The sequence below is a fragment of the Chitinophaga sp. 22308 genome (assembly GCF_052045305.1).
Lineage (GTDB): Bacteria > Bacteroidota > Bacteroidia > Chitinophagales > Chitinophagaceae > Chitinophaga > Chitinophaga varians_A.
The window spans coordinates 139,812-163,029 of sequence record NZ_JBQEOP010000005.1; the positions used below are offsets into that span (position 1 = coordinate 139,812).

Annotated in this window: 21 protein-coding genes; 10 read left to right on the forward strand and 11 right to left on the reverse strand. The window is 49.4% G+C overall.

Going from position 1 to position 23,218, the window contains the following annotated elements:
* Nucleotides 1-15 precede the first annotated feature (15 nt).
* Nucleotides 16-2,880: an aminomethyl-transferring glycine dehydrogenase gene (gcvP, locus tag ACTJJS_RS20825; protein ID WP_440665095.1), complete on the forward strand. Its 2,865-nt coding sequence runs from the start codon at nucleotides 16-18 to the stop codon at nucleotides 2,878-2,880.
* A gap of 67 nt (nucleotides 2,881-2,947) precedes the next feature.
* On the opposite strand, the gene ACTJJS_RS20830 is transcribed toward gcvP, so the two are convergent.
* Nucleotides 2,948-3,541 carry a Crp/Fnr family transcriptional regulator gene (locus ACTJJS_RS20830; RefSeq protein WP_440665096.1) on the reverse strand — a complete coding sequence of 198 codons (594 nt, stop codon included), beginning with the start codon at nucleotides 3,539-3,541 and terminating at the stop codon, nucleotides 2,948-2,950.
* 3 nt (nucleotides 3,542-3,544) lie between these two features.
* Entirely contained in the window at nucleotides 3,545-4,804 is a 1,260-nt protein-coding gene (locus ACTJJS_RS20835; RefSeq protein WP_440665097.1) for an alkaline phosphatase family protein, read from the reverse strand.
* Between the two features lie 276 nt (nucleotides 4,805-5,080).
* Between ACTJJS_RS20835 and ACTJJS_RS20840 the strand changes: the two genes are divergently transcribed.
* From ACTJJS_RS20840 to ACTJJS_RS20865, 6 genes are all read left to right on the forward strand, one after another.
* On the forward strand, nucleotides 5,081-5,593 hold the full coding sequence (locus ACTJJS_RS20840; protein WP_168872054.1) for a hypothetical protein: 513 nt from the start codon (nucleotides 5,081-5,083) through the stop codon (nucleotides 5,591-5,593).
* Nucleotides 5,594-5,728: 135 nt separating this feature from the next.
* Nucleotides 5,729-6,631 (forward strand): hypothetical protein, encoded by a 903-nt coding sequence (locus ACTJJS_RS20845; RefSeq protein ID WP_440665098.1) that lies wholly within the window; start codon nucleotides 5,729-5,731, stop codon nucleotides 6,629-6,631.
* A gap of 43 nt (nucleotides 6,632-6,674) precedes the next feature.
* The gene (locus ACTJJS_RS20850; protein ID WP_440665099.1) at nucleotides 6,675-7,568 is read left to right on the forward strand and encodes a hypothetical protein; all 894 of its coding nucleotides are present in this window, start codon (nucleotides 6,675-6,677) and stop codon (nucleotides 7,566-7,568) included.
* 66 nt (nucleotides 7,569-7,634) lie between these two features.
* Nucleotides 7,635-8,483, forward strand: coding sequence for a hypothetical protein (locus ACTJJS_RS20855; protein ID WP_440665100.1), 849 nt, complete (start codon nucleotides 7,635-7,637; stop codon nucleotides 8,481-8,483).
* 75 nt (nucleotides 8,484-8,558) lie between these two features.
* Entirely contained in the window at nucleotides 8,559-8,909 is a 351-nt protein-coding gene (locus ACTJJS_RS20860) for an MmcQ/YjbR family DNA-binding protein (RefSeq protein WP_440665101.1), read from the forward strand.
* Between the two features lie 72 nt (nucleotides 8,910-8,981).
* A complete protein-coding gene (locus tag ACTJJS_RS20865) occupies nucleotides 8,982-10,874 on the forward strand; it encodes a CocE/NonD family hydrolase (protein ID WP_440665102.1) in 1,893 nt (630 codons plus the stop codon).
* Nucleotides 10,875-10,958: 84 nt separating this feature from the next.
* On the opposite strand, the gene ACTJJS_RS20870 is transcribed toward ACTJJS_RS20865, so the two are convergent.
* Nucleotides 10,959-12,137 carry an acyloxyacyl hydrolase gene (locus ACTJJS_RS20870; protein WP_440665103.1) on the reverse strand — a complete coding sequence of 393 codons (1,179 nt, stop codon included), beginning with the start codon at nucleotides 12,135-12,137 and terminating at the stop codon, nucleotides 10,959-10,961.
* Nucleotides 12,138-12,299: 162 nt separating this feature from the next.
* Here ACTJJS_RS20870 and ACTJJS_RS20875 point away from each other — a divergent pair, with 162 nt between their 5' ends.
* Entirely contained in the window at nucleotides 12,300-13,019 is a 720-nt protein-coding gene (locus tag ACTJJS_RS20875; RefSeq protein ID WP_168872047.1) for an FKBP-type peptidyl-prolyl cis-trans isomerase, read from the forward strand.
* A gap of 111 nt (nucleotides 13,020-13,130) precedes the next feature.
* On the opposite strand, the gene ACTJJS_RS20880 is transcribed toward ACTJJS_RS20875, so the two are convergent.
* From ACTJJS_RS20880 to ACTJJS_RS20915, 8 genes are all read right to left on the reverse strand, one after another.
* A complete protein-coding gene (locus ACTJJS_RS20880; protein WP_440665104.1) occupies nucleotides 13,131-14,129 on the reverse strand; it encodes a chorismate synthase in 999 nt (332 codons plus the stop codon).
* A 34-nt stretch (nucleotides 14,130-14,163) separates the two neighbouring features.
* The gene (gene aroA, locus ACTJJS_RS20885; RefSeq protein ID WP_168872045.1) at nucleotides 14,164-15,432 is read right to left on the reverse strand and encodes a 3-phosphoshikimate 1-carboxyvinyltransferase; all 1,269 of its coding nucleotides are present in this window, start codon (nucleotides 15,430-15,432) and stop codon (nucleotides 14,164-14,166) included.
* Between the two features lie 38 nt (nucleotides 15,433-15,470).
* Nucleotides 15,471-16,496, reverse strand: coding sequence for a 3-dehydroquinate synthase (aroB, locus tag ACTJJS_RS20890; RefSeq protein WP_168872044.1), 1,026 nt, complete (start codon nucleotides 16,494-16,496; stop codon nucleotides 15,471-15,473).
* A gap of 32 nt (nucleotides 16,497-16,528) precedes the next feature.
* The gene (locus ACTJJS_RS20895) at nucleotides 16,529-17,632 is read right to left on the reverse strand and encodes a chorismate mutase (protein WP_240976009.1); all 1,104 of its coding nucleotides are present in this window, start codon (nucleotides 17,630-17,632) and stop codon (nucleotides 16,529-16,531) included.
* Nucleotides 17,633-17,668: 36 nt separating this feature from the next.
* A complete protein-coding gene (locus tag ACTJJS_RS20900) occupies nucleotides 17,669-18,511 on the reverse strand; it encodes a prephenate dehydrogenase (protein WP_440665105.1) in 843 nt (280 codons plus the stop codon).
* Complete coding sequence (locus ACTJJS_RS20905; RefSeq protein WP_440665106.1) at nucleotides 18,508-19,671, reverse strand: pyridoxal phosphate-dependent aminotransferase; 1,164 nt, start codon at nucleotides 19,669-19,671, stop codon at nucleotides 18,508-18,510. The genes ACTJJS_RS20900 and ACTJJS_RS20905 overlap by 4 nt, the downstream gene beginning before the upstream one ends.
* 21 nt (nucleotides 19,672-19,692) lie before the next feature.
* Nucleotides 19,693-20,517 (reverse strand): prephenate dehydratase, encoded by an 825-nt coding sequence (locus ACTJJS_RS20910; RefSeq protein ID WP_168872041.1) that lies wholly within the window; start codon nucleotides 20,515-20,517, stop codon nucleotides 19,693-19,695.
* A 617-nt stretch (nucleotides 20,518-21,134) separates the two neighbouring features.
* On the reverse strand, nucleotides 21,135-21,374 hold the full coding sequence (locus ACTJJS_RS20915) for a hypothetical protein (RefSeq protein ID WP_168872040.1): 240 nt from the start codon (nucleotides 21,372-21,374) through the stop codon (nucleotides 21,135-21,137).
* A gap of 133 nt (nucleotides 21,375-21,507) precedes the next feature.
* Here ACTJJS_RS20915 and ACTJJS_RS20920 point away from each other — a divergent pair, with 133 nt between their 5' ends.
* Together ACTJJS_RS20920 and ACTJJS_RS20925 are read left to right on the forward strand one after the other, a co-directional pair.
* Nucleotides 21,508-22,083, forward strand: a complete 576-nt coding sequence (locus tag ACTJJS_RS20920; protein WP_440665107.1) for an RNA polymerase sigma factor — start codon at nucleotides 21,508-21,510, stop codon at nucleotides 22,081-22,083.
* Nucleotides 22,084-22,107: 24 nt separating this feature from the next.
* Nucleotides 22,108-23,190, forward strand: coding sequence for a S1C family serine protease (locus ACTJJS_RS20925; RefSeq protein ID WP_168872038.1), 1,083 nt, complete (start codon nucleotides 22,108-22,110; stop codon nucleotides 23,188-23,190).
* Nucleotides 23,191-23,218 lie beyond the last annotated feature (28 nt).

Below are 23,218 nucleotides of genomic sequence, written 5' to 3' on the forward strand. Positions count from 1 at the left end.
CTACCTGCTTACATCATGAATCTTTTTGATATCCAACAAATTGAATTCGTGCACCGTCACATTGGTCCGAATGAAGCTGAGAAGACCCAGATGCTGGAAACCATAGGTACAGCCAATCTGGACGAGCTGATCAACAAAACTGTTCCCGGCGCCATCCGCATGCAGCATCCGCTGGCAGTTCCGGCTGCGATGAGCGAGAGCGATTACCTACGCCATCTGAAAGAGGTCTCCCTGAAGAACAAAGTAATGCGCAATTACATTGGCCAGGGCTACTTTGACACGATCACGCCTAGCGTAATCCTGCGTAACGTATTCGAGAACCCAGGATGGTACACGCAGTACACCCCGTATCAGGCGGAGATTTCCCAGGGAAGACTGGAAAGCCTGCTCAACTACCAGACGATGGTAAGCGACCTGACAGGGTTACCTATTTCCAACGCGTCACTGCTGGATGAAGCCACTGCTGCTGCAGAAGCAATGACCATGTTCTTCAACGCCCTCAACAAAGACCACGACCACGTAACCAGGCCTAAGTTTTTTGTAGATACCAACGTTTATCCCCAGACACTGGACGTTATCCAGACCCGTGCCACTCCCCTGCACATTGAAGTAGTGGTGGGTGATTACAAAACAGCGCAGTTCGACGCCAACTACTTCGGTGCGCTGATACAATACCCAAACAATGTGGGTGCTGTGGAAGATTACCAGGAATTCATCCAGAAAGTTCATGCTGTGGGCGCTTTTGTAGGCGTGGCCACCGACCTGCTGGCACTGACCCTGCTGACCTCCCCGGGAGAACTGGGTGCAGACGCCGCTTTCGGTTCCGCACAGCGTTTTGGTGTTCCTTTGGGCTTTGGTGGTCCTCACGCTGCCTTCTTCGCCGTGAAAGACGACTTCAAACGTTCCATCCCCGGCCGTATCATCGGTGTGAGCATCGACGCGCAAGGCCAGCGTGCCCTGCGTATGGCACTGCAAACCCGTGAGCAGCACATCAAACGTGAAAAAGCTACTTCCAATATCTGTACCGCTCAGGCCCTCCTGGCTAATATGGCTGCTATGTACGCCGTATACCATGGCCCTGAAGGACTGAAGAACATCGCTACCCGCGTGGCGCTGCTCACTGCTGCCCTGGCAGAAAAATTACAGGCAAAAGGACTGAAACTGGTTGCCGGCAATTTCTTCGACACCATCGTGATCGAAGGCGCCGCCAATGTGAAAGCAGCCGCTGAAGCAGCTGGTATCAACCTGCGCTATTTCGCTAACGGCCAGGTAGGCATCTCTATCGATGAAACCGCCACTATTGCCGACATCAACGATATCCTCGGTGTATTTGGCGCCGGCAGCACAGACGCAGCCAGCATCTCCAATGGTAAAGCCGCTATCCCTGCAGGCCTGGAGCGCACCTCCACTTACCTGCAACATCCGGTGTTCAACAGCTATCACAGCGAATCGCTGATGATGCGTTACCTGAAAATGCTGGAGAACAAAGACCTGTCCCTGAACACGTCCATGATCTCCCTCGGTTCCTGCACCATGAAGCTGAACGCAGCTTCTGAAATGATTCCGCTGAGCTGGGCCCACTGGAGCAAAATGCACCCGTTTGCCCCGAAAGAACAGGCTGGCGGTTACCTGCAGATGACTTCCGAACTGGGCGAATACCTCAGCAAAATCACCGGTTTCGACTCCTGCAGCCTGCAACCTAACAGCGGCGCCCAGGGCGAATATGCCGGTCTGCTGGTGATCCGTCAATACCATGAAAGCAGAGGCGAAGGACACCGTAACGTGATGCTGATCCCTATCAGCGCCCACGGTACCAACCCTGCTTCCGCAGTAATGGCCGGTTTCAAGGTAGTAGTAGTGAAAGCGCTGGAAAACGGCTACATCGACGTAGAAGACCTGAAAGCCAAAGCCTCTTTACATTCCAAAGATCTCGCCGGTATCATGATCACTTATCCTTCCACCTACGGTGTATATGAAGAATCAGTGAAAGAAATCTGTGCTACCATCCACGAACACGGTGGCCAGGTTTATATGGACGGTGCCAATATGAACGCACAGGTAGGCCTCACTGCACCGGGCATCATCGGCGCAGACGTATGCCACCTGAACCTGCACAAAACCTTCGCTATCCCTCACGGTGGCGGCGGTCCCGGCATGGGCCCCATCTGCGTGGCAAAACACCTGACACCGTTCCTGCCAGGTCACGTGGAACTGAACAATGGTAAAGTATCCCACGCGGTATCTGCAGCACCGTTCGGTTCTGCCAGCATCCTGCTCATCTCTTACGCTTACATCCGCATGCTCGGCAACACCGGCGTAAAACAGGCTTCTGAATATGCTATCCTGAACGCCAACTACATGAAGGCGAGACTGGAAAAAGCATATGATATCCTGTACACCGGCGTAAACGGCACCTGCGCCCACGAGTTCATCGTAGACCTCCGTCCGTTTAAAGCCTCTGCCGGCATTGAAGCGGAAGATGTGGCCAAACGCCTGATGGACTACGGCTTCCACGCTCCTACCATGAGCTTCCCGGTACCGGGCACCATCATGATCGAGCCTACCGAAAGTGAGGACAAAGGTGAACTGGACCGCTTCTGCGACGCCCTGCTGGCCATCCGCGAAGAAATCCGCGCAGTGGAAGAAGGTACCGCCGACAAACAGAACAACGTACTCAAAAACGCGCCACATACCCAGCATGTGATCACTGCCGACGAATGGACCCGTCCATACAGCCGTCAACAGGCAGCTTTCCCGCTGGAATACGTGAAAGCCAACAAATTCTGGCCTTCCGTAAGCCGTGTGAACAACACCCACGGCGACAGAAACCTGATCTGCACCTGCGAACCGGTAAGTGCCTATGAGGAATCTGTAGCGTAACAGCTTATTTCAATACATAAAAAAAGCTGCTCCTTTCCGGAGCAGCTTTTTTTGTATCCATAACTTTCTATTTTCCTGCTTTATGGTTGCGCAGCTGACTGAGGAAGACGGGTGTCATTCCCAGGTATGACGCCAGGTACTTTTGCGGCACACGCGCAGCAATGGCCGGGTACCGCTCCAGGAAAGCCTCATACCGTTCTGCAGCGGTATGGCTGATATTCTGCAGGATACGGCGGTTTTGTGCCAGATAGGCATTCTGGTGCAGTATCCTAAAAAAACGTTCAAACGCAGGTACTTTTTGGTAAAGGGCTTGCAGCGCCTCCCGCTCCAGTTGCAGCACACAGGAAGGTTCCAGCGCTTCAATACTTACCTGTGAAGGGGTTTGTGCCAACAGGCTTTCCAGGTCAGTGATCCACCAGTCTTCTATTGCAAAATGCAGTACGTGCTCCACGTCGTTGCGGTCTGTGATATAGGACCGCAGGCATCCCTGTACGATGAAATACTCGTACCGGCAGATGTCGCCCGCCTGTAATAACCACTGGCGCCGTTGCAGCCGCCGTGGTTTCAGCAGGCTGACAAAATACTGCTGTTCTTCCGGCGTAAGCTGTATATGCCGGGCCACATGTTGCAGCAGCAGCCCGTATAAATCTTGCTGGTCCATTATTTATTGCTGGTTTAGTACCGGTTCCAGCACTTCAATTTTACCATCTATCGGCTGTGTAATATCCAGGCCGAGTATGCGGGCCACTAACGGGTACACATGTATGTTTTCAAAAGTGGCGATGCGTGTATTAGTTTTGAAGGCCGGCCCCCATGCCATGAAGATAGCATTCATATCGGTAAGGTTGTTATCGAAGCCATGATGGCCCGGGTACATTTTCTTTTCCGGGCTGCCGAACGCATAATTGGCTTCTGCCAGCACCACGATGTCTCCGATGCGGTTATACACATCTTCCTGTCCGTAGTGCCATCTTTCCGGTGTTTCTTTTTTCAGGTATACAGTGTAGTGGTTTTCGTGTTGTTTCAGGAAATCGTACGCAGCTTTGATTTCCGCTTCGTTATTGCCATAGAGCATTATTTTCTCGTTGGTGGGCGCAATGCGGAGCGGCTTCAGGGCAGGACTGTCCGGCAGAGAAAGGCTATGTTCAGTATCTACCCGCAACATGCCATGATCAGATACGATGATAAAATTGACCGGCAGGTTTAGTTTATTCACTGCCTCCTGCATGCGGCCGATGGCCGCGTCCACGAACTGAACGGCGTTCCTTACGCTGTCGCTGTCAGGACCGTAGCGGTGTCCCATATGGTCCACTTCAGGGAAGTAAAAGGTAATGAGATGCGGACGTTGCTCTGCCGGCAGTTGCAGCCAGTTCACCACCTGTTGGATACGCTGGTCGATGCTTGTTTTTTCCTGGTACTTATAATAATAAGTGGGGCGAATATTTTGAATAGCACTTTCGGAGCCTACCCAGAAATAGCTGGCGCTGATCATCTGTTGTTTTTCCGCCAATACCCAGAGGGGCAGTCCGCCATACCAGGTGCCGTCTTCCACTGCATCGCGGTTACCCACTTTATAGATAGCGTCGCGTTTCCTGTCGTAGAACAGGTTGTCTACCAGCCCATGGTGCGCCGGATACATGCCTGTGGCCAGTGTATAGTGGTTGGGGAATGTCAGTGAAGGAAAAGAAGGTTGCATGGCAGTAGCCCTTACGCCCTGGCCGGAGAGGCGGAGCAGGTTTTGTGCATGGTATCTTTCTGCGTAATCATACCGGAACCCATCGATGGAGATCATGATCACGTAAGGCTTTGTTTGCTGGGAGGCGCTGTTTTTCCGTCCTTCTACTATCAGTTGAGTGGTGTCCTGCGCATACAGGCCTGTTGTTGTAAGGAATGCAGCCGCAAGTAAAATCAAAATCCGCTTCACTTTCGTTGTTTTAGTTTATATGACTAGATCATGGGGAATAATAACAGGATGGGTTAAAAACGCGCAAATTAGAAAACTTATTCCATATGCGGTCGAACCAGGAATTATATAAACGTTAATGTGTGATTTAGATTATATGATAATATTTTGTCCAAAAACTGATCATCTAACTAAAATAACAGCAAAATAACAATCATTATTTAAAATATTATATATATTAATTTAATTAATTGATTGTTTATCTATATATTAGCCAACTGAAAAACCATCGAAACTATGTCCGACTACACCTTTATTACAACTGAGGAGAATTTTTTACTACAACAAGCACTGAAGCGGAACAAACAGCAGTTACGGAAATTTGCGTTAATAGGTTTTATCGTGTTATTGGTAGCGGCAGTGATACCGCAGATTTACCTGTACACCCACAATACGCTGGGCGATGCGGATGAATCCCTGTTTTCCTATAAGAACGCCTGGTTTTGGGTATGGATGATTTGTTTTGTGATCGCACTGGTGTTTGCACTGATCAAAGTAACGGATATCCGGTATTGGGCACTGAAAAAAGACCTGGTAGCATTGCAAAAAGCCACCCTGCAGGCCCCTATGGAAGCGGTATACCTGGAGAACAACGATACACAGACCAACATCATGATAAAGTTGGACAACCAGAAAAAACGCCTGTTTTACTGGATGCGCGGCGCCCTGGAAGGTTACCGTGCCGGTCAGGAAGTGGAAATCACTTACGCCCGTTACTCCCGCGTGATCATCGCGATCAATAAGAAATAGCTTTAACCTACACCTAAAACCGGTACGTTGGCCCGTCCCACGTACCGGTATATCTCCCCAACTTATCTACCGCCATTACACCGGACCAATATGACCATTAATCCTTATCTTAGGAAGGCTTATTGAGCCCCCTGCATGCCTTACCGGAGTACATATGTTCTTTATCTCTTTGCAGCTATCCTGCTGCTCACCTATTCCTGTCAGTGTAAAAAAGAACATGTGGACCCGCCGCAGCCGCCGGCACCACCGCAAGACACCTGGCTGGTAACATCCATCAGCCTCAACGGCATTCCGAAAGACAGCTTCGTATACAACGATCAGCAACAGCTGGTGCAGCACTGGGACTACAATACTTCCTACCGCCAATGGCAGAATTACGTTGTCTTCGGTTATAACGCTGACGGCTATGTGAAAATGGCGCGGTATTATAACGAGAACGATAATACGACGAAAAGCCTGAGCCAGCAGGATTCCCTGGCATGGACATCCGGCAAATTGTGGGTTTACACTACCCGCTACCGCGACCTGGGCGCCGGCATATCCGGATATGACACTACTTTATTACTGGTGAACACCAACCGGCAATTCACGCTCTCCGGTTCAAAGGATACCTTTATTTTCAACCTCGGCATTTACGGCGATATGGTACGATTTAAGGAATACACCTATCTGCAACAGGATGTCCGGCAATTTATCGGGCATAATTATATCAATGTAATCGGCGCTCCCACCATACTGGAAGAATACCGCTATACCATGACCTACGGCAGCCAGGTAAATGCGCTCTATCGCTTCCTCGCAAAGAATCCGCTGCTGATACAACTCGTGACCGCCGACCTGCAAAACACCTGGAAAGGTTTTCCGTACCTGGCCAGCGAACATTATGTCAACAGCGTCCGGTATGAAGATGGTGCCGGCACGCAAACTACGCTGCCTGTCACCTACACCCCCTTTGATACTTCCGCTTATCCCAAAGAACAATTGATAGGACAAAATACATCCATCAGCTACCGGTACCAGATTATCAGGGGTAAATAATATAATGATTAAACATTATCTTACATCCGTTTATCCACGCTGTATGTTATACCAACAACGATATTACCGGCTTTTTCTCCTGGCCATCCTGTATTTGCTGGCGCCCTCGTGCCACTGCAAAAAGGAACATATCGACCCGGCACCACCCGTACAGCAACAAGATAACTATCTGGTGACCGCCATCCGGATAAACGGTATCCCGAAAGACAGCCTTGTATACAACAATCAACTGCAACTCACGGAACGCTGGGATTACAATACCTCCTATCGCCAATGGCAGAACTACACCACTTTCCTGTATAACGCTAACGGCTATCTGAAAATAGCGCGTCATTACAATGAGAACGATAATACCCTTAAAAGCCTCTCTCAGAAAGATTCCCTGACATGGGCCCCAGGCACGCTCACTATCTATACTACCTTTTACCGGAACCTGGGAGATGAAATATCGGGCTATGACACCACCAGGTATTTACAGGATGATGCCCGCCGCTTCACCCTGATCGGCTATACAGACACATTGCCGTTTGTCTTCGGAAGAATGATGAGTTATGAAAAATACTTCTACGATCAACGGGACATCCGGCAGTATCATATCGTCAACTATGTGGAACCTATCGATATTCCGCCCACAACCGAAGCATACCAGTACGATATGACCTACGGCAACCAGTCGAACCCGCTATACCCATACCTGGCTAAAAACCCGTTGTTGCTGCGCATGGTCACAGCAGACCTGCAAAACAACATCTGGAAAGGCTATCCGTTCCTGGCCAGTGAACACTATGTGACCAGCATCCGATATGAAACTGCTGCCAGTGCTGCAGTAACTATTCCTGTAACCTATTATACACCAGACACCATGCATTATCCGCAGGAACAACGGCTCGCCTCCGGCACAACTATCAGTTACCGGTACCGGGTTGTTAAACAATAACCGTAACCCACAGGGCAGTGCCAGTCCGCCTGCCTGTATTTTTAATATTCACCCTTATACTTTGTCATGAAGAAAACCAACACCTTAGGGCGCTATGCCTGCGCCGCTGTAGCATTTTTATTCCTCGCAACGGCCTGTAGTAAAAGTGATAGCTCAGAACCCATACCGGTAGATCCGGTGAAAACAAGTTCGTTCCTCCTGGAGACCGTTACCACTACTACCGACGGCGGCACCAAAACAGACAGCTTTGTGTATAACAACAAGCATCAGCTGATCGCAATTTACATTCCGTCAAGAGCCAGACCGGAGAACGGACAAAGCTTCGAAATGACGTATGACGAAGCCGGCAAAGTCAGCAAGACCATTAACAATTCAAAAAGTGGAATCATTTCGGTTGGTAACCCAAACTGGAAAGGCGGAAAAGTATCCATCTTTGAGCAACACCCTGAATGCTCCAATTGCCTTGACCAAAGTTGGGCTTATGAATTCAATTCCCTGGGACAGGCTGTGTTGATTGGCTCCAAAGACTCCCTTTTCTCCACGAATGTTGTCCGGTATTTTGAGAATACCTACGAAGGAAAAGATGTCATTAAACAATACGTATATACAGGTCCTAAAGAGAACGACCCTGCACGCGGCTCCACTTATACCTTTAAATACGATAAAGGCACCAATCCTTTCTACAACATCTACAAAAACAACCCTTATGTACACTTCTATTCCGAACTAACCAGTGTGATAGTTATGCCGAGCGAGCATAATCTCACTTATTTTGACCGGAGTGGAACAATATATACTTTCGAAAATGCATATGATGAGAAAACCGGCCTGTTGATGACACAAAAGGCAACTATCACCAACCCATCATACACGTATTACCAAAGCGCCAAATTCAAATACATCGAAGTAAAATAATAATACCATTCTTCTGGTAAGGGCCGAAAGGCCCTTACTTTTTTTATCTTTGATGTCCATAGAAATCTGTCATTCATGAACATCGAACAATTCTGCGAATACTGCCTTTCCCTTCCGGGTGTTACGGAAGAATTCCCTTTCGGAGAACAAACCCTCGTGTATAAAGTCGCCGGCAAAATGTTTGCCCTTACTGACCTGGAAGAATTCAGCAGCGTCAATCTGAAATGTGACCCGGACGAGGCCGTGGAGCTGCGCGAACGTTATGAAGGCGTGACACCCGGTTACCATATGAATAAAAAGCACTGGAACACAATAGATATGCATTCCAATATCTCCAACAAACTGATACTGGAATGGATTAAGAACTCCTATGACCTGGTAGTGGCCAGTTTGCCTAAAAAAGAACGGGAAAAGCTGGCCCGGTAACCGCTCACCCTTTTATGCGGTCATATTACCTGACTTTTTGCTACTTTAGCCCCCGTCTAAAACAAACCGTTTATGAGAAAATGGCTGCTGCTGGCCTGTGCCGCGCTGTTCGTCTTTCCTGTAGTTACAAAAGCTGTTAACCAGGACTCCCTCTGGATGTATACCCATTACACCAAAAAAGAAGTATACATTCCCATGCGGGACGGGGTAAAACTGTTTACCTCCATCTATCTTCCTAAAGACCAGTCGGAGAAACATCCTATTCTGATGACGCGCACCCCTTACTCCTGCGCACCTTACGGCGAAACCAATTTCCGTCCGCTGTACAGAAACCATTATAAACAATACCTGAAAGAAGGTTATATCATGGTGGTCCAGGACGTGAGAGGCACCTGGATGAGTGAAGGCAAATTTGTGAACGTGCGTCCCTTCAATCCCAACAAAAAAGGGAAAAATGATATCGATGAAGCCAGCGACACCTACGACACCATCGACTGGCTGGTGAAGAACCTGGCCGGCAACAATGGCAACGTGGGCATCTTCGGTATCTCCTATCCGGGCTTTTATTCCACCATGGGCGCATTGAGCGGTCACCCTGCACTGAAGGCGGTCAGCCCGCAGGCGCCGGTTACAGACTGGTTCATCGGTGATGACTTCCATCACAACGGCGCGTTCATGCTGTCAGACGCCTTTTCTTTCTACACCGTATTTGACCATCCTCATCCGAAGCCTACCACCGTTGGACCTAAAGGCATCGAATACTACACCCGCGACAATTACAAATACTACCTGGAAACAGGCGCATTGCCTAATTTCTCCAAAATCATCGGCGACAGCGTGGCCTTCTGGCACGAGATGTATGCCCATCCTACTTACGACAGCTACTGGCAGGCGCGTAACGTACGCAACTTCCTGAAAAACGTAAAACCCGTGATGCTGGAAGTAGGCGGCGTATTTGACGCGGAAGACTGCTTCGGCGCCTGGAACACTTACAAAACCATCGAATCCGAAAGCCCCAATACCAACAACCGTATCGTAATGGGCCCCTGGTACCATGGCCAGTGGGCATCCAACGACGGTACCCATCTGGGCAACGTTCGCTTCGGCAGCAATACATCCGAATACTACGCCAACAACATCGAAATTCCTTTCTTCAACTATTACCTGAAAGGCAAAGGCCAGGCGCCGGATATCGCTGAAGCCACGATCTTCTTCACCGGTAAAAACGAATGGAAAAGACTGCCTAAATGGCCGCCGGCCGATATGAAGGAACAACCTGTTTATCTGCAACCTGACGGTAAACTGGCATTCACACAACCCACTGCTGCCAACAGCTTCAGCGAATACATCAGCGATCCGTCCAAACCAGTGCCTTATACGGCAGATGTACATTTCAACCGCACGATCAATTACATGACCGACGACCAGCGTTTTGCTGCCCGCAGACCTGACGTGGCGGTATTTGAATCTGAAGTGCTGGACAATGACATCACCCTCGCCGGTCCGGTTATCGCTGACATCGTGGCCAGCACCACCGGTACTGACGCTGATTTCGTTGTAAAACTGATAGACGTGTTCCCTGACGATTTCAAATACGAAGAAGACGCCGCTTCAGAACACCGTCGCGTGCCTTCTTCCACTTATCCCATGGGCGGCTATCAGATGCTGGTACGCGGCGAGGTGATGCGCGGTAAATTCCGCAACAGCTTCGAAAAACCGGAAGCTTTTGTTCCGGGCCAGCCAACACCGGTGAAATTCACCCTGCCTGACGTAGCGCATACCTTCCAGAAAGGACACCGTATCATGGTCCAGATACAAAGCAGCTGGTTCCCGCTGGTAGACCGCAATCCGCAGCAGTTCATGGATATCTACAAAGCCACTGATAAAGACTTCAAAAAGGCTGATATCAAAATCTATCATGATGCTACTCACGCATCTAAGGTATTGTTGCCGGTAGCACAGTAAGCATTTATCATCGATATAAAAAGAAACCCGCCTGATAATACATCAGGCGGGTTTCTTTTTATATGAATGTTGGCTATCACGCTTTCACAGTTTACCACCACCGCCCCATTCGATCCAGTCTGCCGCTGCGCCGTTCTGTGTTTTAAGGCCTATTTGCAGGAAACCATATCTGCTGACATTATAACGAAGGGCCACCCGCAGGAACCAATCCCCTTTTTCGCTGTCGCGACGCCACAGGTACGTGCCTGCCTGTGTAACAATATCAAAACGCTGTAGATGAAGCGTATGGCCGATATGGGCGCCCAGCAGCATCTTATCGAAAGTGGACGCCTTTCCGTATTTCTCTGCGTAAACCAACCCCAGGGAACCGTCATAGAAACCGTCAACGCCTGCTCCGAAACTGCAAACATGACTGTAGAGGTAACTCCAGTCCAACACGGCAGAGGCAGTGCCGTAAAAAGCATCAACACCATAACGGGAGTCCGGCTGTACTACTCCGAAGGCCCCGTAAATACTCCAGTCCTGTTTGTGTTTCACTTTGGAAAGCGGGCTGTCAATATAGGTGGGGCGGATACGCGCTACAAACGTAGGATCGATCTGTTGCTGTACAATATTGCGGATGGTATTGTAATGCACTCTCAGACCAGCATGCACACCAGGCATATTCAGGCCCAGGTTAGGCGTGTGTGTGCGGCCATTGGAAAAGTGGGTCAGGTCTAAGCCGTATACGAAATCGAATAATTCAGACAGCCGCCATATGCCGCTGACGTTCACATTAAAATAAACGTCTACTTTGGAACTAATAGCATCGTTGAGCGGGTTGGTGTCCTTGTTATAGCCCTTCAGGTCGTACGTGAGGCCCAGGGACAATCCCGCTTCAAAATGATGCCGCTTCCGGCGGGCGAAGGGCGCGTAAAAGAAACCATATACGCCACTGGGGTTACCGAGAACAGTCGCATCGCCAATACTGCCGGTATAGAAACCGATGCCATAACTCGGGCAGTTAAGGGCCCGCTGCCATTCCTGTTTGCCGGTGGACATCCATCCCATCCGGACTTCCACGGACTCATAACCATGTTCCAGTATTTTGGACATCTCATCGCCATTATACAGGTGGCTGCCGGTATGCAGCTTCAGTTCTATGTATTTCTGCCTGCCCAGATTGGGGTTAGCTTTGGCCTTTGACCATAAATCTGTTGAATCCTGTGCCCGCAGGCTGCCTGTCAGCAGCGCCGCTACCATTGTTATAATATAGAATCTCATAGACGCCTGAACGGTTAACATACGGGTTTTATTTTTACGCCAACAAAGCAAGGCTCCCTTTTGTTGTACGAGAGCAAATAGCTTCTAAAAGGTTAATTCCTTAACTTGCGGGGACTTTAGCAAAACCTTATTTGATTCAAAGTTATTGACAACCACAAATTTATGTACAAAAAATACATTTTCACCGGTGTTCTTGGCCTGTTGGCCATGCAGGGATTCAGCCAGGCTAAACCGGCGCCCAAAGCGAAACCGGCATCCCATACCGCTGTAAAACCTGGTTTATTGAAAAACAGGATAGACTCCGTGAGCTATGGTATTGGCGTTAATATCGCCGAAAACCTCAAAGCACAGGGATTAAGCAATGTCAACACTACCCTGCTGGCCAAGGCTATTCAGGATATGTTGACCAATAAAACATTAACATTATCTAAAGATCAGAGTGAGATGAGCATCAGCAATTACCTTCAGCAACTGAAAGCGGAAAAAGTTGCCAAAAACCGCGAAGCCAGTGATAAGTTCCTGGCTGAAAACAAAGCAAAGCCGGGCGTGGTAACCCTCCCCAGCGGTCTTCAGTACCAGATCCTGAAAGAAGGCAATGGTCCTAAGCCCACTATCAACGATAAAGTAAAAACGCACTATCATGGCACCCTCATCGATGGTACAGTGTTCGATAGTTCCGTAGACAGAGGCGAGCCGATCTCCTTCCCGGTGAGCGGCGTGATCAGAGGCTGGACAGAAGCCCTGCAACTCATGCCTGTAGGCTCCAAATGGCGCCTCTTCATCCCTTCAGACCTCGCCTATGGCGACCGTGGCGCCGGTGCTAAAATCGGCCCGGGCGCAGCGCTGGTGTTTGATGTGGAACTGCTTGACATCGTAAAATAATTACGAATTACAAATTACGAATTGAGGGCTTTCATATGGAAAGGTTACTAAGATAACCGCTCTATATGAAAGCCCTCAATTCGTAATTTGTAATTCGTAATTTGTAATTCCTTATGCTTTATACACCCGCGGGCGGCGCTGTTCCAGCAATATAAAATCGGCCAATACCATTGCAGTCACCGCTTCCAGTACCACAGGCACGCGCAGTGCGATGCACAGGTCATGGCGTCCTTTTACACTGAAAGTCTCCACCTGTCCGCTGGCGATGTTCAGCGTTTGTTGCTCTTTCGGTGTGCTGGACGTGGGCTTCACCGCAATACGAAATACCAGCGGATTGCCGTTGGTGATGCCGCCCACCACGCCGCCGGCGTTGTTGGTGGCTGTTTTGCCGGTTTTGTCGAGGATAGGGTCGTTATGCTCCAGTCCTTTCATTTTAGCGGCAGCGAAGCCTGCGCCGAATTCGATTCCTTTTACAGCAGGAATAGCGAATACCGCATGCGCCAGAGATGACTCCAGGGAATCGAAGAAAGGTTCTCCCAAACCGATCGGCAGTCCGTCTACCACGCATTCCACAATACCGCCTACGGAGTCTTTTGCTGCGATGGCCGCTTCCAGTCCTTCTTCAGGGTTGGCATAGCCACCCACTTCGGTGATGGTGGCTTTCACTTGTATACTGTCACCGAGTATTTTTTTAGCGATCACGCCGGCGGCCACCAGGTTGAGCGTAAGCCTGCCACTGAAGTGGCCACCGCCCCGGTAGTCTTCAAAGCCGCCGAATTTCTCGGTGGCCACAAAGTCGGCATGACCGGGCCGTGGAAACTCGCGCAGCTTTTCATAGTCTGTGCTGCGGGTGTTGTTATTTTCAAAGAGGATGGTTACCGGTGCGCCGGTAGTATGATCGTTGAATACGCCTGACTTAATAAAGGGCAGGTCTTCCTCCTTGCGGGGGGTAGTCCCTCTGGAGCCGCCTTTACGGCGTTCCAGGTCGGGTAAGAAGTCTTCCTGTTGAAGCGGAATGCCGGCCGGCACCCCATCAATGTTAACGCCCACGCTGGCGCCATGCGATTCACCGAAAACGTTCACCCTGAATAATCTGCCAAAACTGTTCACACACTGATGATTTAAAATTGAATAAAAAGGGGCCTTAGCTGTTGGCAGCCACGGCTATTTTACCTCCCAGCAGTTGCAGATGGTCGTAGAATTCAGGGTACGACTTATTCACTGCTTCTGCGTTTTCGATGATCACCGGACCGTCGGCCGTAAGGGCCGCTACGGCGCAGGCCATGGCGATACGGTGGTCATTATGGGAATGTACGTGCGCACCTTTGATGCCAGTACCACCATGCACCAGCATGATGTCCCCTTCGAGGTCTATGCGGATGCCCATTTTGCCGAATTCTTCCTGTAAAGTAAGGCCGCGGTCACTTTCCTTGTGGGCGAGGCGGCTTACGCCTTTTATTTTCGTAGTGCCGTTGCAGTTAGCTGCCAGCGCCACGAGCGGCGGGAACAGGTCCGGACAATCCGTTGCATCTATTTCGAAGGCATTCAGCCCGTTTTGCTGGATATTCACGGTAAACACTCCCGGCAGAATGTGGGCGCCTGCTTTTTCCAGCGCTTCCAGGATGGCTTTGTCTGACTGCGCGGAAGCGGTATTGAGGTGCTGCACTTCTGCCTTACCGGCCACCGCAGCGGCTACCAGCAGGAAAGCGGCGCCACTCCAGTCGCCTTCTACCGTATAGTCGGTAGCGTTATAGGACTGTTTTTTACCAAAGCGGAACTGCTCAAAGTTTTGTTCTTCCACCTTTACCCCGAAGTGTTCCATCAGTTGCAGGGTCAACGCGATATAAGGCTTGCTTTTAAGATCTTTTACGGTGATGGTCACATCTTCTGCTGCTGAGCCGTAGGCCATGAGCAGGCCGGTGAGGAACTGTGAACTGAGAGAGCCGTCGATGGTAATGTTTTTCGGCTGTAACGGGCCCTGTATATGCAGGGGCAGTTTGCCATCCTGGGTGGAGCATTTCACGTCCAGCTGTGGCAGCACTTCTTCGAAAAAGTGCATGGGGCGGGTAGTGAGGCTGCCATGCCCAACGATGGTGATCGGAATAGAAGCCAGTGCAGCGATGGGCGTAAACATACGGATACCGAGGCCGGATTCTCCGCAGTTGATTTCATCGTAGAATGGTTTTACGCCATGGCTGGTGATTTCAAAATGATCTTCTCCCCTTTTGATTCTGGCACCGAGATTTTCAGCTACCTCGAGTGCTGCCAGGCAATCGTTGCTCAGGCCGGGATTACGGATGATGGTCGTGCCATTTGCCAGCAGCGCAGCGGCTACGGCGCGTTGCATGGCGCTTTTGGATGGATTGGCCGTAACGGTGCCTTTAACAATGCCGGGTGATACAGTAACTTGCATATATATGTGTCGTCCGCCTTTAGATGTTTAGAAAATAATTACAACGCCTGCAGCAGCAGTTGCAGGTCTGTGATAGGAACAGGCATAGTGGTGGCCGTTCCTATTTTCTCCAGCAGCACAAAATGGATGGCGTCTTTTTCCCGTTTTTTGTCCAGCTTGAAGATATCAAACACCGCTGCCTTGTCGGAGTTAAAAGCTACCGGCAACTGATAATCGGTGATCAGTTTTATCAGGCGCAGGGTTTGTTCGTTGGGAAAGCCCATCAGTTGTTCAGAGAAACGGGCCGCTGCCACCATACCGATGGCCACTGCTTTGCCATGAGCGATATGCTCCAGTTTTTCTACGGCGTGTCCCAGCGTGTGACCGAAATTGAGCCAGCGGCGCGGGCCGTTTTCAAACTCATCTTCCAGTACTACTTTGGTTTTGGCTGTCACTGATTTTTCCACCAGGTATTCCAGCACTGCCACATCCCTTGCCAGGGCCTTTTCCCGGTTTACTTCCAGGTAGTCAAACAGTTCTGCGTCCATGATGCAGGCGTATTTGATGATCTCTGCGAAGCCGTTGTGCCATTCTTCTGCGGGCATGGTCAGGGGCAGGGCGTAGTCGAAAAGGATGAACTCAGGCTGGCGGATAGTGCCGAGCAGGTTTTTTTGTTTCCCATGGCTGACGCCATTTTTACCACCGATGGAGGCATCTACCTGTGCCAGCAGCGTAGTAGGCACAAACCCAAAGGGAATACCTCTCATGTAGATGCTGGCCGCGAAACCTGCCACGTCGGTGATCATACCGCCACCGATACCTATAAGGGTGGTTTTGCGGTCGGCCTCATATGCAATCAGTCCGTCGATGACTTTTTCCACCGTGGCCATATTTTTCACGTCTTCGCCGGCAGGCACCACGATCTTTTTCCAGTCATGCAGATGATGGCCGTGCAGTCTTTCCACGTTTTCATCGATCACGATCACAGACCGGTGACGGTCTACATGGTTTCCCAACTGCAGCAGGCTTTCTCCCATCAGATAGGTAGTGGCCTGCTGCTGAAAATTATTGGTTAGCTTTTTCATTCATTGATTTTAGCGATCAGTAAATGATGCTGTTATTTTTCTTCGTTCATCACCCTGTTCTGGCGGTTGATGGATTCCAGGTGCACCGCATCGAAGTATTTCAGGATGAATTCTTTGGTGAGGCCCAGTTTTTCGCCTTTAGCGATGTTGCGCTCCAGGATTTCGTTCCAGCGGTTGGTTTGCAGGATGGTGATGTTATTTTCTTTCTTGTACATACCGATTTTCTCAGCGATTTTCATACGGTTGCCGAGCAGCAGCATGATTTCATCGTCCACCTGGTTGATCTGCGCGCGCAGTTTTTCGAGGGCGGTATTGAAATCTTTTTTATCGGTGTGTTCTCTTCTCCACACGATACCGTCCAGCAGTTCAGCCAGTTTTTCAGGTGTCACCTGTTGTTTGGCATCGCTCCAGGCGTTGTCCGGATCTACGTGTGTTTCGAGCATCAGGCCATCGTAGTCGAGGTCGATCGCTTCCTGGGAAACTTCCTGCAGGATATCGCGGCGGCCGGAGATGTGGCTGGGATCGCAGATCATGGGCAGTTCAGGCATGCGGCGTTTCAGCTCGATAGCGAGGTGCCACATGGGAGCATTGCGGTATTGGGTATTGCCGTAGCTGGAGAAACCGCGGTGGATGAGGCCTACTTTGTTGATGCCTGCTTTCTGGATTCTTTCCACAGCGCCGATCCACAGTTCGAGGTCCGGGTTGATGGGGTTTTTGATCAGCACGGTGGTGTCCACACCTTTCAGTGCATCTGCCACTTCCTGTACAGAGAAGGGGTTCACTGTGGTTCGGGCTCCTACCCACAGGATATCCACACCAAAGTGCAGCGCATCTTCCACCTGTTTAGCGGTTGCTACTTCCACAGCCAGCGGCAGGCCGGTCAGTTCGCGGGCTTTCTGCAGCCATGCGAGGCCTTTGGTACCGATGCCTTCGAAAGAGCCCGGACGGGTGCGGGGTTTCCAGATACCGGCGCGCAATACGTCCACTTTACCGGTTTTTTGTAATGCCAGCGCGGTGGCTAAAACCTGCTCTTCTGTTTCAGCGCTGCAGGGGCCGGAGATGATCAACGGCTTTTTATCAGATGAAGGATCTGAGAATTTGGTTTTGGATAATATTTCTTCCATTGTCTGTACCATAAGTATTGAAGTTAAGTAGATTGTTAGAATTTATGTTTATTTCAGGATTTTCCTGATTTTGTTTGATTTCTGGATCAGCTTGTAGAAGGTTTCGTAGTCTTCATTTTCAAGCAGTGATTTCATCTGCTGCAGCTGGTGGATGTGTTCATCCAGTACGTCGAGGACGTTGCCCCTGTTGTGTTTGAAGATGGGCACCCACATGTCCGGTGAACTTTTCGCAAGCCGTACGGTAGATTCAAAACCGCCGCTGGCCAGTTCAAAGATGCGGCCCGACTCTTTCTCTTTTTTGAGTACGGTCAGTGCCAGTGCAAAAGAGGTAATGTGGGAGATGTGTGACACGTAGGCGGTATGCAGGTCGTGTTCTTCTCCGTTCATATATACGGTGCGCATCTGCAGTTTGTCGACCATGTCCTCTACCATTTCGAGGGCGTCATCATCACTGTTTTTCACATCACAGAGCACCATTGTTTTGTGGGTGAAGAGGTTGCGTATAGCGGCATCGGGGCCGGAATACTCGGTGCCGGCCATCGGGTGGGCCGCTACAAAACGGCCGCGATTGGGATGACCGGCAACGAGTTGCAGTATTTTTTGTTTGGTAGAACCCACGTCCATGATGACCTGGTTAGGGCGTACTTTGTCCATCAGTTCAGGCAGCACCTGTAATACCGCATCTACCGGGATGGCCAGTATCACGAGGTCGGAGCATTGCAGCGCTTCATTGAGCGGCATGCCTTCATCGATGATGTTCAGTTCTTTGGCCCGTTGCAGGTGCTCTGCGTGCTGGTCTACCCCGATGATCTTATCTGCCACTCCTTTTTCCCGGAGGGTGATAGCCAGCGAGCCGCCGATCAAACCTGTGCCTATTATCGTTACAATCATTTTATCGCAGTTTTTATACGGTCAATAGCGTCCTGGAAAACCTTTTCATCCTGACAGAGGCTTACCCGGACATAGCCGTTGCCGTTACTTCCGAAAATACCGCCGGGCGTAATAAACACCCGTGCTTTCTGCAGCACCTCATCGCTGAGCGTGTAGCCGTTATCGTAAGTATCCGGAATGCTTGCCCATACGAACATGCCTACCTGGTTTTTATCGTAGGTGCATTGTAGCAGGTCCAGCAGCTGGAATACTTTTTCGCGGCGGCCGCGGTATATTTTGTTGAGCTCATCGTACCATTCACGGCCCAGTTGCAGTGCTTTTACAGCGGCCATCTGCAGGGGCTGGAACATACCGGAGTCCATATTGCTTTTAAAGCGGAGCACATCAGCGATCCATGCCGCTTTGCCCACCAGCATGCCTACACGCCAGCCGGCCATGTTGGAAGATTTGCTGAGGGAGTTGAGCTCCAATACCACGTCACGTGCTCCTTCAAACTGTAACAGGCTTTCCGGCTGTTCATTGAGGATGAAGCTGTACGGGTTATCATGGCAGATCAGGATGTTGTGCTGTTTGGCGAAAGCGATCAGTTTCGCTGCAAACTCCCTGTTTACTTTAGCGCCGGTGGGCATATGGGGGTAGTTGACCCACATGATTTTCACCCGGCTCAGGTCTTTTTTTGCCAGTGCATCGAGATCGGGGAGCCAGCCGTTTTCCGCCACCAGGTCGTAGTCCACCACGGTGGCGCCGCTCAGGTTTACCGCAGAGCGATAGGTAGGGTAACCCGGGTTAGGGACCAGGGCTTCATCGCCGGCCTGCAGGTAGGTCATGCAGATATGCATGATGCCTTCCTTGGAACCGATGAGGGGCAGCACTTCCGTGTCGGGATTGAGGTCCACTCCATAGAAACGCTGGTACCAGTCGGCCATGGCCTTACGCAGTGCAGGGATACCTTTGTAGCCCTGGTATGCGTGGGTATTGGGCAGGGCAGCCTGTTCATGGAGCGCCTCCACCACAGACGGGTGCGGGGGCAGGTCCGGGCTTCCGATACCCAGATTAATGACTTTGGGACCGTTTTGGTTCATTTCGTCTATTTCCCTCAGTTTTTTGGAGAAATAGTATTCTTCTGTTCCCTGTAATCTTTTTGCAACCTGTATTTGCATATACCTGATTTCTGAATCTGATTAATGTGTTTTGCCTTTTCTGTAGATGCCCAGCACTTTGAGATTTTCGGTGAGCGGTGCTATTTTTTCCAATCCCTTTTCGAAATGTGCCGGATTTTCAAACTCCATATCGGCGTGGAAGTAATAGTTCCATTCTTTTGCCGGGATGGGAAAAGACTGCAGCTTGGATAAGTTGATACCAGCATCCGCTATTTTGGTCAGCACCTTGGCGAGTGTGCCCCGATCGTGGCTGGTATGAAAGTAAACAGAGGCTTTATTAGCGTCCGGCGCAACGGGTACAGCGGTACGGGACAGCGCCAGGAAACGGGTATAGTTGTTTTTGTTGGTCTGGATGTTGGGCGCGATGATATCCAGTTCGTAGATTTCAGCCGCCAGTTTACCGGCGATCGCCGCCACGCTTTTCAGTTTTTTCTGCCGTACGTGTTTGGCGCTGAGCGCGGTGTCCTCTGTTTCCACCAGCTTGATATGAGGGTGTTTCTCGAGGAAATCGATACACTGCAAAAGGGCCATTGGGTGCGAATGTACTTCGCGGATATCTTCCAGTTGCTGCCCTGGCAGCACCATCAGATGCTGGTTGATCTGCAGGTAAACTTCGCCGGTCACATGCAGGCCGGAGTTTTTGAGGAGGCTGTAGTTCGGTAAAATGCTGCCTGCGATGGAGTTCTCGATGGCCATGATACCTGCGTCCACGCCGGGGTCCTGCTTTACCTTACGTACCAGTTCGGAAAAGGTGGCACAGGCTTCAATATCGGTCTGTTTTCCGAAGAAACTCTGAGCAGCGATCTGGTGGAAAGCACCTTCAAACCCTTGTATGGCAATTTTCATGTGTATGGAGTTGATTTTTTATTGTTTTATAGTTGCTGTAGCAACTAGCTATTTGAAATAAGAAGGGCCCCGTCTCCGGGACCCTTTGCTTTATTTTACCTGTATGTAAAGTATTTTATTGCAAACGAGTCCCCTGCTTCTTCGAAAAAAAGAAGTAATAAAAATAATAAGTGTTAAAGTGACGGTTTGACATATACAGTATTTTGATAATTAAAAAGCCTCCCGTTTTCGCGGGAGGCCTTTTTGTAGTTTCTTTTATGTTTTTACTTACAAACGACCTCCCTATTCCTGGTACCAGAAATAATAGAAGCCAAAAAATCCGAAAGTCGCTTGTGTAGTCATATGCTCTTTTTGAACGTGTTACAAAAATACGGCACGATTTTAATTATCCAAGCGTCTGATATAAAAAATACATTTTTTTAAATAATAAGTGGTTATTATTGAATTAAATCTAAAATTGCAGAAAAAGAGGGACAGTAGCATATATAAAAACGGTGGGAAGGTCGTCTTTTTAAAAATACAATTAGCAGGCTCATCAATAAATATCAGGGGCACAAAAAAAGACCGCTATGGCCATAGCCATAGCGGTCATATAAAATTTAATCAGAGATTGCTAATTAGTGTTTAGCAGCAGCAGAGTCAACTTTAGCAGCAACAGAGTCAACTTTAGCAGCAGCAGAGTCAACAACAGCAGCAGCACCAGCAGCAGCAGAATCAACTTTAGCAGCAGCTGAATCGATTACAGCGCCAGCGTTAGTTGCAGTAGAGTCAGTAGCAGGTTTTTCACCACCGCCGCAAGCTACAGCGAACAGACCGAAAGACAGAGCCAGGAAACCAAGTTTAATTACGTTCTTCATCGTACAAATAATTTAAGGTGTTTTTTGAATGATTTACCCTTTATACCGGAGTAACCCAAAAGGTAACCCAAACTTTTAAAAAATTTTTTTTTCGGTACTTTGGGTTACCAAATGCCTAATAATAGTATTAAGAGTGAAGCAACATCAAGACATAACAAGAGACAGGGAATTATTGCTGGGATTGGCAAAGAGCGATGATAAGTCATTGGAAACCATCTACTCAGAGAATTTTCCAGTTGTGCTGCGTATGATTTTACAGCATAACGGCAGCGAAGACGACGCCAAAGATGTTTTCCAGGAAGCCATCATCATTCTATATGAAAAAGCCTGCGAAGGTAGTTTCAACCTGACCAGCCGGCTAAAAACTTTCCTTTATTCGGTTTGCCGCCACATTTGGCTGAAAAAGGTACAAAGCACTTACGGGCTTTATGCCCTTCCACCGGAAATGGAGGAAACTATTCCGGCCGCAGAGGTGGTAGATGAACACAGCACCAAAGACGAACAGTTCCGTATTATGGAAAGTGCAATGGGCAGCATTGGCGAACCCTGCAAGACTATTCTGGAAGATTATTATATACAGAAAAAGTCCATGCAGGAAATAGCAGAGAAATTCGGCTATACCAACGCCGAAAATGCCAAAAATCAGAAGTATAAGTGTCTGATGCGCCTCAAGAAGTTATTTTTTGATCAGTATAATACATCCTTATAAGCAGCAACGGCCATGAAAGATGACATGAATTTATTACGTGAAATTGAACGTTACCTGGAAGGGGAAATGAGCGGACAGGAAAAAGCCGTTTTTGAGGAACTGCGTAAAAACAATCCGCAAGTCAACCGTCAGGTGGAGGAGCAGGAGTTTTTTCTGCAGCAGCTGCAACATTTTGGCCAGCGCCAGTCGCTCCAGGCTAAAATGGACCACATTCACCGGCAACTGGACATGCCTACCCTGCGTAAACAAGCCCGGGAAGAAAACCTGGCAGCCAAAAAGGTATCTGTCCGCCGCCGTACCATTACCAACCTGGCAGCCGCTGCCTGTATCGCACTGGTGACATCCCTGTCTACCATCGCAGTATTGCAGAACGCTGCCAAAAATAAATCCACAGCCCAGTATGAGGACGTCAGAAGAGTACTGAACAACATCCAGCGCTCCCAAAATGCACTCATCAACGATATCAATAATAAAAGCAAGGCACCGGTTAATCCCGGCACCTACGGCGGCACTGGTTTTGCCGTGTCCGGCAATGGTTACATCGTCACTAACTATCATGTAGTGGCCGGCGCGGATTCCGTATATGTGCAGAATAATAAAGGTGAGGCTTTTAAAGCGGTCAGTGTTTTTGAAGATATCTCCAGCGATCTGGCGGTATTGAGAATTGCCGACTCCTCCTTCAAAGGCCAGCCCCTGCCATATGCACTGAAACCACAGAACGCGAAACTGGGCGAAGAAGTTTTCACCATGGGCTTCCCCCGCGATGAAATCGTTTATGGTAAAGGTTATATCAGCGCTAAAACCGGTTTCAACGGCGATACCACTGCCTATCAGGTGTCTATCCCGGTTAATCCGGGCAACAGCGGCGCTCCCCTGTTAGACGGCCAGGGCGATGTGGTAGGTATCGTTACCGGCAAACAAACCACTTCCGACGGCATCGCCTTCGCTGTGAAATCGGCCCACCTGAAACGGTTGCTCGATGAAATGCCGAAAGATAAAAACATGAAAAAAGAAATAACCCGTAAGAGCCATCTGGAAGGGTTAAACAGATTAGACCAAATCAAAAAACTGGAAGAGTTTGTATATATGGTGAAGGTCTACAATTAAGTTTGAACACTATAGCATATAAAATCAA